Raw genomic sequence first — 9,360 nt, forward strand, 5'->3', positions numbered from 1 at the left:
ATCGCTCAGGCACCCATGCCGGCCGTGACCCTGGCGGGTCACTTCGTGCAGCCGACGGCGCTGGAAATCGGCTCCATCAGCGAGCTGGTGAAGGAGCAGTTCGGCCCTATCCTGCACGTGGTGCGCTACGCCGCCAAGGATCTGGACAAGGTGATCGCAGATATCAACGGCACCGGCTACGGCCTGACGTTGGGGATCCACAGCCGTAACGAATCCTATGCCGAGGAGCTGGCCAGCCGCATCAACGTGGGCAACGTCTACATCAACCGCAACCAGATCGGCGCCATGGTCGGGGTGCAGCCGTTCGGCGGGCAAGGGCTCTCCGGCACCGGTCCCAAGGCGGGTGGCCCCCACTACCTTGGCCGCTTCGTGACCGAAAAGACCCGCACCATCAACACCACTGCGGTGGGCGGCAACGCTTCCCTGCTGGCAATGGGCGATGCCTGATCGGCATTGAGAACCCACCTTGAGGCCGCCTGCGGGCGGCCTTTCTATTGGTCGTCTCTTGCCCCCGGGGCTGCCATCTTGGGGTCGCCAGCGGGCCCAAGCGGTCGTAATATGGTCGCGACTCGTCACTTTTCACCGGGCCGCGTCCGGTGCATCATGCGGGGCAAGCCATTCTCATCTGACATCGCAACAAGAGTGTTCATCTGATGCCATTAACTGAACAGGCCCGCTGGTTCGTGCTGGGGGGCGATCACCTCGTCCTGCTGGATGAACAGGGGCGCATTCCACAAGGCCCTCGCGCCAGCCTGCCCGCTCATCTGCAACGCGCCACCTTTGAGCATTTTGATGAGTGGGGCGGTTTGCCCTGCTATCTGCTGGCGCTGGGTGCTGAGGCCGACACCAGTCGGCTCATACCGCTGCGCCAACTGATGGTGGCCGGCGATGAAGAGGGCTTTCGGCTTGGGGGCCGAGCCTGGCAGTTGGCCACCTTCCGCCGCAGCCATCGCTTCTGTGGCGAGTGCGGTGCCCCCATGGCGCCCAAGAGCGGGGAGTGGGCACAGATGTGCCAGCATGGTCACGTCGTCTACCCGCGCATCTCCCCCTGCATCATAGTGGCGGTGCGCAAGGGGCCGGCGATCCTGCTGGCGGCCCATCGCCGTCACTATCAGGCGGATGACCCCATGTATACCGTGCTGGCCGGCTTCGTGGAGGCGGGTGAAAACCTGGAACAGTGTGTGGCGCGGGAGGTGTTTGAGGAGAGTGGCATCCGGGTGCACAACGTGCGCTACGTGGCGAGCCAGCCCTGGCCCTTCCCCCACAACCTGATGATGGGCTTCACCGCCGACTATGAGAGCGGCGAGATCCGGGTGCAGGATGAGGAGTTGGTGGACGCCGATTTCTTTGAGGCAGACCGGCTGCCACGGCTGCCCCCGCACGGCACCATAGCGCGGCGGCTCATCGAGCAGAGTCTGAGCGAAGTGCACTGACGGCGATAAAAAACAGGGCGCTTGTTTGCGCCCCTTCACATCTTTGCACTTGAAGCGCCATGGCGGGCGTTTGGGCCGCCCCGCGTCACGCACAAAGTGGTATCATATCCGCCATTTTATGCGTGATATGAACTCAGGAACTGGGATGAAAGAGCTGAAGAACGATCGATACCTGCGTGCCCTGCTGCGCCAGGAAGTGGACATGACCCCGGTATGGATGATGCGCCAGGCTGGCCGTTATCTGCCGGAATACAAGGCGACCCGCGCCGTCGCGGGGGACTTCATGTCCCTGTGCCGCAACGCCGAACTGGCCTGTGAAGTCACCCTGCAGCCGCTGCGCCGCTATCCGCTCGATGCCGCCATTCTCTTCTCCGACATCCTGACTGTGCCCGATGCCATGGGGCTGGGTCTCTACTTCGAACACGGCGAAGGCCCGCGCTTCGAGCGTCCCATCAAATCCATGGCCGATGTGCAGGCGCTGCCCATTCCGGATCCGGAAGACGAGCTGGGCTACGTGATGAACGCGGTGCGTACCATACGCCGCGAGTTGAAGGGCGAGGTGCCGCTCATCGGCTTCTCCGGCAGCCCCTGGACCCTGGCCACCTACATGGTGGAGGGGGGCAGCTCCAAGGCTTTCACCAAGATCAAGCAGATGATGTATGCCGAGCCGCAGACACTGCACTTGCTGCTGGACAAGCTGGCCGACAGCGTCATCGCCTATCTTAATGCCCAGATCAAGGCGGGTGCCCAGTCGGTCATGGTGTTCGACACCTGGGGCGGCGTGCTGACCCCACGGGATTACCGCGATTTCTCCCTGCAGTACATGCACAAGATCGTCGATGGCCTGATCCGTGAAAATGAGGGGCGCCGCGTGCCGGTGACCCTGTTCACCAAGAACGGCGGCCAGTGGCTGGAGCAGATCGCCGCTACGGGTTGCGATGCGCTGGGGCTGGACTGGACCATAGACATAGCAGACGCCAAGCGCCGGGTCGGTGACAAGGTGGCATTGCAGGGCAACATGGATCCTTCCATGCTCTACGCCGCGTCAGCGCGTATCCGCGAAGAGGTTGCCACCATACTGGCGGGCTTTGGCAGCGGCAACGGCCACGTCTTCAACCTGGGTCACGGCATACATCAGGACGTGGATCCGGAGCATGCAGGCGTGTTTGTCAATGCGGTGCACGAGCTGTCGGCTCAGTACCACGGTCGCTGAGACCGGTAAAAAGCACAATGAGAACGGGGCCTGCGGGCCCCGTTTTGTTATCCGGCCTGCCGTGGTTTGGGGCTGCATCCCGGCCCCGGCTCGGGTTACACTGCGCCACACTCGCGGGTAAATGAAGAGCAAGATGAGCGGTCGCAGGTGAGGCGGACAGCTAGCGTCCTCGCGGCAGCATCCTTGGTCATGGCAGGAGGCAAGATGAGCAAAAAATCACTGGATTGGGGCATAGATCTCGGTGGTACCAAGTGTGAATGCGTGGTGCTGGATGGCGACGAGGTGCTGCTGCGCCACCGCATCCCCACCGAGCGCCAGGGCGGCTATCAGCACATGATCGGCCAGATCGCCAAACTGGTGGACGAGTGCGCCACCAGGCTGGGTCAGCGGCCGACCGTGCTGGGCATGGGCACCCCGGGGGCGCGGGATCCCCAGACCGGCCTGATGAAGAACTGCAACACCACAGAGCTCAATGGCAAGCCGTTCAAGGAAGATCTGGAGCTTAAACTGGGTGTGCCTGTGCTGATTGCCAACGACGCCAACTGCTTCGCCCTGGCGGAGACCCATCTCGGGGCGGTGCGCCAGCACCATCCCTCTGCACGCGTGGTGTTCGGCATCATCATGGGCACCGGGGTCGGTTCCGGCATCGTCATCAACGGCCAGATCCTCAATGGCCACCACGGCATCGCCGGTGAGTGGGGCCACAATGTGCTCTCCCCCGATGGGCCCGAGTGCTATTGCGGCAAGCGCGGTTGCGTCGAGTCCTTCATCAGCGGCCCCGCGCTGGAGGCCTGGTATCAGGCCAAGGCCAAGCGTCATCTGTCGCTGGCCCAGATTGCGGCGGCCAGCGCCCACGATCACGTGGCCAGGCTCACCCTCGACCGACTGCACCTGCTGTTTGGTCAGGCGCTGGCCAACGTGGTCAACATTCTGGATCCGGATGTCATCGTCATCGGCGGCGGGGTCGGCAACGTGCAGAGCCTTTACAGCGCTGGGCGGCAGACAATTTTGCCCTTCCTCTTTAATCCCCGCTTCGCCACCCCCATTATTGCTCCAGCCCTGGGGGATAGCGCCGGGGTATTCGGGGCTGCCCTGCTGGCCCGTGGCGTATTCCAGGATGCCCTGCTGTCGTGAGCCATCCATCGGCCCTCTTTGCCGTCGCTAAGGACACACTTTTTCCATGATCAAGATTGCCATCAATGGTTACGGGCGGATTGGCCGCAACGTGTTGCGAGCCCTCTATGAAAGCGGGCGCGACAAGACCATCAAGATCGTTGCTATCAACGAACTGGCGGCGCCCGAAGCCATGGTGCACCTCACCCGTTTCGATACCAGCCACGGCCGCTTCCGGTATCCAGTGCAGCTGGCCGGCAGCAGCATGCTGGTGGGGGAGGATCTCATCCCCCTGTTTGCCGAGCGGGATCCGGCCAGCCTGCCGTGGCGGGCGTTGGGGGTGGATGTGGTACTGGACTGCACCGGGGTATTTGGCTCGCGGGCCGATGCCGAACGCCATCTGGCAGCGGGGGCGGGCAAGGTGCTTTTCTCCCATCCGGCGGATGCGGATGTGGATGCGACCATCGTCTACGGGGTGAACCATCAGGTGCTGACGGGGCGGGAGCGGATCGTCTCCAACGCCTCCTGTACCACCAACTGCGTGGTGCCCGTCATAGAAACATTGCATCGAGAGTTCGAGATAAATTGTGGTACTATTACGACAATTCATTCGGCCATGCATGATCAGCAAGTCATCGATGCCTACCACAGTGACTTGCGTCGAACCCGTGCTGCCAGCCAGTCCATCATCCCGGTTGACACCAAGCTGGCAAAGGGGTTGGAGCGAATCCTCCCCCACTTCGCCGGCAAGTTCGAGGCGATTGCGGTACGGGTGCCGACCATCAACGTAACGGCAATGGATCTCAGTATTACTGTTCGTAAAAAAGTGACGGTTACTGACGTAAATCAAGCTCTGCAACGGGCATCCAGAGGTACATTAAGCGGTATTCTGGATTACACGGAAGAGCCATTGGTCTCCGTAGACTTTAATCATGATGCGCACTCCTGCATCATTGATGGTACCCAGACCCGGGTCAGCGATGCCAACCTCGTCAAGATGTTGATGTGGTGCGATAACGAATGGGGCTTCGCCAACCGTATGCTGGATACCACCCGGGCCATGATGGCCGCAGGCTGAGAGTCTGCACCGGGCACAAGGTTACTGTTTTTAACATTACCTGAAAATATAGAGGACTGAATATGTCTGTTATCAAGATGACCGACCTGGATCTGGCGGGTAAACGCGTGCTGATCCGTGCTGACCTGAACGTGCCGGTAAAAGACGGCAAGGTCACTTCCGACGCACGTATCGTGGCGACGCTGCCGACCATCAAACTGGCTCTGGAAAAGGGCGCCAAGCTGATGATCACCTCCCACCTGGGTCGTCCGACCGAGGGTGAATACAACGAAGAGTTCTCCCTGGCTCCGGTAGTCAACTATCTGAAAGACGCACTGTCCTGCCCGGTCCGCCTGGCCAAGGATTACCTGGATGGCGTAGACGTCGCTGCCGGTGAGCTGGTTGTGCTGGAAAACTGCCGTTTCAACAAAGGCGAGAAGAAGAACACCGAAGAGCTGGCCAAAAAATACGCCGCCCTGTGTGACGTCTTTGTAATGGATGCATTCGGTACTGCTCACCGCGCCGAAGGTTCTACCTACGGTGTGGCTCAATTTGCCCCGATCGCCTGTGCTGGTCCGCTGCTGGCCGGTGAGCTGGAAGCCTTGGGCAAAGCCATGCTCAAGCCCGAGCGTCCGATGGTTGCCATCGTGGGCGGCTCCAAGGTCTCCACCAAGCTGACTGTGCTGGAGTCCCTCTCCAAGATCGCAGACCAGCTGGTGGTCGGTGGTGGCATCGCCAACACCTTCATCGCTGCTGCCGGTCACAACGTCGGCAAGTCCCTGTGTGAACACGACCTGCTCGACACCGCCAAGAAACTGGCCGCCGAGACCAACATTCCGGTCACCACCGACGTGGTCGTGGGTACCGAGTTCTCCGAGTCTACTCCGGCCACCATCAAGTCCGTCTCCGACGTGACCGACGGCGACATGATCTTCGACATCGGCCCTGACTCTGCCAAGGCCCTGGCCGACATCATCATGAACGCCAAGACCATTTTGTGGAATGGCCCGGTTGGCGTGTTCGAGTTCGACCAGTTCTCCGCAGGCACCAAGGTGATTGCCGAAGCCATCGCTGCTTCTCCGGCTTTCTCCATCGCTGGCGGTGGTGACACCCTGGCCGCCATCGACAAGTTTGGCATCGCCGACAAAGTCTCCTACATCTCCACTGGCGGCGGCGCCTTCCTGGAGTTTGTAGAAGGCAAGGTACTGCCGGCTGTTGCGATGCTTGAACAGCGCGCCAAAGCCTAATTGACCCGAGACGGGGGGCAAAAGCCTCCCGTTTCGTTTATCATGTGGCCGCTGTGCCGGTTCATGATGAACCCCCCATTTTTTATTAACGGCATACGAGAACAGGACGATTAAACATGTCTAAGAAAATTTTCGACTTCGTAAAACCCGGCGTGATCACTGGTGATGACGTTCAGAAAGTATTCGCCATCGCCAAAGAGAACGGCTTCGCTCTGCCGGCCGTCAACTGCGTTGGTACCGACTCCGTTAACGCCGTGCTGGAAGCTGCTGCCAAGGTCAAGGCGCCGGTTATCGTTCAGTTCTCCAACGGTGGTGCCGTATTCACCGCCGGCAAGGGTCTGAAGATGGAAGGTCATAAGGCTGCCATCATCGGTGCCATCTCCGGTGCCAAGCACGTTCACGCCGTTGCCGAAGCCTATGGCATTCCGGTTATCCTGCACACCGACCACGCTGCCAAGAAGTTGCTGCCGTGGATCGACGGTCTGCTGGACGCGGGCGAGAAGCACTTTGCTGAAACCGGCAAGCCGCTGTTCTCCTCCCACATGCTGGATCTGTCCGAAGAGTCTCTGGAAGAGAACATCGACATCTGCTGCGAGTACCTGACCCGCATGGCCAAGATGAACATGACTCTGGAGCTGGAACTGGGTTGCACCGGTGGCGAAGAAGATGGCGTGGACAACAGCCACCTGGATCAATCTTCCCTGTACACCCAGCCGGAAGATGTTGCTTACGCTTACGAGCGTCTGTCCAAGATCAGCCCGCGTTTCACCATCGCTGCCTCCTTCGGTAACGTACACGGTGTATACAAGCCGGGTAACGTCAAGCTGACCCCGTCCATCCTGGACGCTTCCCAGAAGCACGTTTCCGAGAAGTTTGGTCTGCCTGCCAAGTCTCTGGACTTCGTATTCCACGGTGGTTCAGGTTCCACTCTGGAAGAGATCCGCGAGTCCATCTCCTACGGCGTCGTGAAGATGAACATCGACACCGACACCCAGTGGGCAACCTGGGAAGGCGTGCTGAAGTTCTACCAGAAGAACGAAGCTTACCTGCAAGGCCAGCTGGGCAACCCGGAAGGCGCTGACAAGCCGAACAAGAAGTTCTACGATCCGCGCGTATGGCTGCGTGAAGGTCAGACTGCCATGATCGCTCGTCTGGAGAAAGCCTTCTCCGACCTGAACGCCATCAACGTACTGTAATTCGTTACCGTATCTTGATTGCTTGCAAAGGCGCCCCTCGGGGCGCCTTTCGTGTTTGTAAGGGTCCTGATTGCAGCAGATACCTCCTTTCCTGTGTCTGTTGTATCTGGGGGAATGGGCCTCTCGATGGCCTGCCTCAAACCGAGAATGCAGTAAACGGTGTCCTTTGGTACGCCTTTTCCATTTCTGTGATCCACGGAGGCTAGATTGGGGGTAGGGGGCTGGGTATTATCGAGGGCAGGTCGGGCTACCAAGGCAGGATGCTGAGTATGCAGGCAGGAAAGCACAACGGACATCAGGAGCACGTCGCCTCCTATTACGCGGCCACCCGCAACGACAATCAACAGTGGCCCGAGCTCAGCGGTGAGCTCAATGCCGACGTCTGCATCATAGGTGGCGGCTTCACCGGCCTCAACACCGCTATCAACCTGGCACAGGCGGGCTACAAGGTGGTCCTGCTGGAGGCGAACCGCATCGGCTGGGGGGCGTCTGGCCGCAACGGCGGTCAGCTCATTCGTGGCATCGGCCACGACACCGGCCAATTTGCCCGCTGGATCGGCGAGCAGGGGGTGCGCGAGCTGGATCTGATGGGGCTGGAGGCGGTACAGCTGGTGCGAGAGCGCATCGAGCACTTCAACATCGACTGCGACCTCACCTGGGGCTACTGCGATCTGGCAACCCGCCAGCGTCATCTGGCCGGGTTTGAAGAGGAGGCGGCGCATCTGTCTGGCCTTGGCTATCAGCACGAGATCACGCTGGTGCCACGGGAGGAGATCCACACAGTGGTCGGGTCTGATCGCTATATCGGCGGCATGATCGACATGGGCTCTGGCCACCTGCATCCCCTCAATCTGGCGCTGGGTGAGGCGCGTGCCGCTGCCAGCCTCGGGGTCTCCCTGTTTGAACACTCCAGAGTGACCCATATCGATTACGGCAAACGGGTCGAGGTGACCACAGCTCACGGTCGGGTCACTGCCGATTATCTGGTTATCGGTTGCAACGCCTACCTCAATGACCTCAATCCCGAACTGGGGGGCCGGGTGCTGCCAGCCGGCTCCTATATTCTCGCCACTGAAGTGCTGGAAAAACGGCTGCGCCAACGTCTGCTGCCGCAAAACATGGCGGTATGCGATCAAAACGTGGCGCTCGACTACTATCGTCTCTCTGCCGACGGGCGCCTGCTGTTTGGCGGTGCCTGCAACTACTCAGGAAGGGATCCCAAGGATATCAAGGCGTTCATGTTGCCCAAGCTGCTGCGGGTCTTCCCCGAGCTGGCCGGTACCGCCATTGAGTTTCAATGGGGCGGCATGATAGGGATCGGCGCTAACCGGCTGCCGCAGATTGGCCGCTTGAAGGAATATCCCAACGTGCTCTACGCCCAGGCCTATTCTGGTCACGGTCTTAACGCGACCCATATGGCGGGCAAGCTGGTGGCCGAGGCGATCAAAGGGGAGAGCCGGGGTTTCGATCTCTTTGCCAGCGTGCCCCACATGACCTTCCCGGGCGGCCCGGCGCTGCGCTCCCCGCTGTTGGCACTGGGGATGTTGTGGCACCGGATGAAGGATCTGCTGTAAGGGGCGAGAAAAACAGCTTAAGAGACGCAGCCTTGGCCGGTGGATAGGTGTTTAGTGAGCGGGCTCAGCCAGGCGCCAGCCCTGTTCGGTTTTCATCATCCAGACGTCGGTCTGCTGGGGCAGTACCTGGCCCGCGTCGAACTCGCCGTATTTGCGCTCCAGCTCCATCAGCCCCATCTCCTGCTGGAAGGGGCCGACCCTGTCATAGACCAGGTCCTCGTCGTGCTGCACCCGCAACTGATCCAGCCCTTGCTTGAAATGGAGCTGGTAGCTCACCTTGATCAGATAGACCCCCTCCATCCGCTCTTCTTTGCCGAGAATGGCAAAGTCACTGATCTCGAACAGATTGTCGTCTGTTTCAGACTGGAGTTTGGCGGTCACCTGGGTCTGGATCGCCTCTTCACCGGGACCTGCGTAACAACCAGATAGCCAGAGGGCCAGCAGGGGTATGAACCACTTTTTCATCAAAACTCCGGACGAATGAGACGGGAGGGGCAAATTTTGCCACGCTGCCGATCATATACAAG

9 protein-coding genes are annotated in these 9,360 nt (G+C 60.2%); 8 read left to right on the forward strand and 1 reads right to left on the reverse strand.

Features of this window, described 5'->3' with window-relative positions:
• The 8 genes from AAC083_RS03865 to AAC083_RS03900 form a co-directional block, all read left to right on the forward strand.
• Positions 1-447, forward strand: a 447-nt coding sequence (locus AAC083_RS03865; protein ID WP_146181570.1) for an aldehyde dehydrogenase family protein, incomplete at its 5' end; no start/stop codon positions are given.
• A 206-nt stretch (positions 448-653) separates the two neighbouring features.
• A complete protein-coding gene (nudC, locus tag AAC083_RS03870) occupies positions 654-1,433 on the forward strand; it encodes an NAD(+) diphosphatase (RefSeq protein WP_108535853.1) in 780 nt (259 codons plus the stop codon).
• Between the two features lie 145 nt (positions 1,434-1,578).
• Complete coding sequence (gene hemE, locus AAC083_RS03875) at positions 1,579-2,646, forward strand: uroporphyrinogen decarboxylase (RefSeq protein WP_108535854.1); 1,068 nt, start codon at positions 1,579-1,581, stop codon at positions 2,644-2,646.
• Between the two features lie 204 nt (positions 2,647-2,850).
• Positions 2,851-3,780 carry an ROK family protein gene (locus AAC083_RS03880; protein ID WP_108535855.1) on the forward strand — a complete coding sequence of 310 codons (930 nt, stop codon included), beginning with the start codon at positions 2,851-2,853 and terminating at the stop codon, positions 3,778-3,780.
• Between the two features lie 46 nt (positions 3,781-3,826).
• Positions 3,827-4,837 carry an erythrose-4-phosphate dehydrogenase gene (epd, locus tag AAC083_RS03885; protein WP_042033797.1) on the forward strand — a complete coding sequence of 337 codons (1,011 nt, stop codon included), beginning with the start codon at positions 3,827-3,829 and terminating at the stop codon, positions 4,835-4,837.
• Positions 4,838-4,899: 62 nt separating this feature from the next.
• The gene (locus tag AAC083_RS03890; protein ID WP_005318809.1) at positions 4,900-6,063 is read left to right on the forward strand and encodes a phosphoglycerate kinase; all 1,164 of its coding nucleotides are present in this window, start codon (positions 4,900-4,902) and stop codon (positions 6,061-6,063) included.
• Between the two features lie 116 nt (positions 6,064-6,179).
• Entirely contained in the window at positions 6,180-7,259 is a 1,080-nt protein-coding gene (gene fbaA, locus AAC083_RS03895; RefSeq protein ID WP_108535856.1) for a class II fructose-bisphosphate aldolase, read from the forward strand.
• Between the two features lie 269 nt (positions 7,260-7,528).
• On the forward strand, positions 7,529-8,833 hold the full coding sequence (locus tag AAC083_RS03900) for an NAD(P)/FAD-dependent oxidoreductase (protein ID WP_108535857.1): 1,305 nt from the start codon (positions 7,529-7,531) through the stop codon (positions 8,831-8,833).
• Between the two features lie 51 nt (positions 8,834-8,884).
• On the opposite strand, the gene AAC083_RS03905 is transcribed toward AAC083_RS03900, so the two are convergent.
• Positions 8,885-9,298, reverse strand: a complete 414-nt coding sequence (locus AAC083_RS03905; protein ID WP_108535858.1) for a hypothetical protein — start codon at positions 9,296-9,298, stop codon at positions 8,885-8,887.
• Positions 9,299-9,360 lie beyond the last annotated feature (62 nt).

The sequence above is a fragment of the Aeromonas sp. HMWF014 genome, assembly GCF_963878295.1.
GTDB lineage: Bacteria > Pseudomonadota > Gammaproteobacteria > Enterobacterales > Aeromonadaceae > Aeromonas > Aeromonas popoffii.

Bases quoted from the DNA above. Each gene is read 5' to 3' on its own strand.
- AAC083_RS03900 (WP_108535857.1), top strand. From the start codon at position 7,529: ATGCAGGCAGGAAAGCACAACGGACATCAGGAGCACGTCGCCTCCTAT.
- AAC083_RS03890 (WP_005318809.1), top strand. From the start codon at position 4,900: ATGTCTGTTATCAAGATGACCGACCTGGATCTGGCGGGTAAACGCGTG.
- fbaA (WP_108535856.1), top strand. From the start codon at position 6,180: ATGTCTAAGAAAATTTTCGACTTCGTAAAACCCGGCGTGATCACTGGT.
- AAC083_RS03880 (WP_108535855.1), top strand. From the start codon at position 2,851: ATGAGCAAAAAATCACTGGATTGGGGCATAGATCTCGGTGGTACCAAG.
- nudC (WP_108535853.1), top strand. From the start codon at position 654: ATGCCATTAACTGAACAGGCCCGCTGGTTCGTGCTGGGGGGCGATCAC.
- epd (WP_042033797.1), top strand. From the start codon at position 3,827: ATGATCAAGATTGCCATCAATGGTTACGGGCGGATTGGCCGCAACGTG.
- AAC083_RS03905 (WP_108535858.1), bottom strand. From the start codon at position 9,298: ATGAAAAAGTGGTTCATACCCCTGCTGGCCCTCTGGCTATCTGGTTGT.
- hemE (WP_108535854.1), top strand. From the start codon at position 1,579: ATGAAAGAGCTGAAGAACGATCGATACCTGCGTGCCCTGCTGCGCCAG.